The organism is Roseobacter weihaiensis (assembly GCF_020622345.1).
Lineage (GTDB): Bacteria > Pseudomonadota > Alphaproteobacteria > Rhodobacterales > Rhodobacteraceae > Roseobacter > Roseobacter weihaiensis.
This window is the reverse complement of sequence record NZ_JACNMO010000085.1, coordinates 1-788: the sequence shown is the minus strand read 5'-3', so window position 1 is coordinate 788 and position 788 is coordinate 1. Positions and strand designations below refer to the sequence as shown.

The window sequence follows — 788 nt, the reverse complement described above, 5'->3', positions numbered from 1 at the left end:
GAACCGGCGACCGTCCTCCAATGCGTCCGACATGAAGTCGAGCGACCATCGCTGGTTCGGCCCCTGTGGGATTGCCATAGGCGTTCGCGTCCCGACTGCCCGCTTGCGTCCGCCCCGTTTACGAACGGTTAACCCTTCTTCGCGGTAGAGCCGGTACAGCTTCTTCCAGTTCACCTCCCAGCCTTCCCGCTTCAGCAGGACGTGCAGCCGCCGATAACCGAACCGTCGCCGCTCGGAAGCCAGTTCTTTCATCCGGATGCGCAACGCGGTGTCTGCCGGACGCTTCGACGTCCGGCGATACACACGTGGATCGATCCCGGCCAACGCACAGGCGCGCCTCTGATTGTAACCCTTGGTCTTCATAGCCCAGTCCACGGCATTCCTCCTCGAACCGGGCCTCAGAAGTTTTTTCCGAGCATCTCTTTCAGCGTCGCGACATCAAGCATCTGCTCTGCCAGCATCTTCTTCAGCTTTGCATTCTCGGCTTCCAGAGCCTTCAAACGCCGCGCGTCTGACACCTCCATGCCGCCATACTTCGACCGCCACTTGTAAAAGGTCGCATCGCCCCCTCTCGGTCAAAGGACACCATGCTTGCGGCACAGTTCCTTCGCGCCAAGCCCGGCCTGGTGTTCCTTCAGAATCCCAATGATCTTGTTTCCATGGGCTTACGCGGCCCCACTGGGGCCACGGTCCCATTCCAACTCACTGAAGGCTTCTCTTCATCATCTGTCTCCTCAGTTGGAGAACAGACTAACCCTAAATCGAGGACTTTTCAGGGGAGCACGTCA

General features: G+C 59.0%; 1 pseudogene. It reads right to left on the bottom strand.

Annotated elements, in window-relative coordinates:
* Positions 1 to 650, bottom strand: a pseudogene (locus H7847_RS26620) (transposase); the annotation flags it as partial.
* Between the last annotated feature and the right edge of the window lie 138 nt (positions 651 to 788).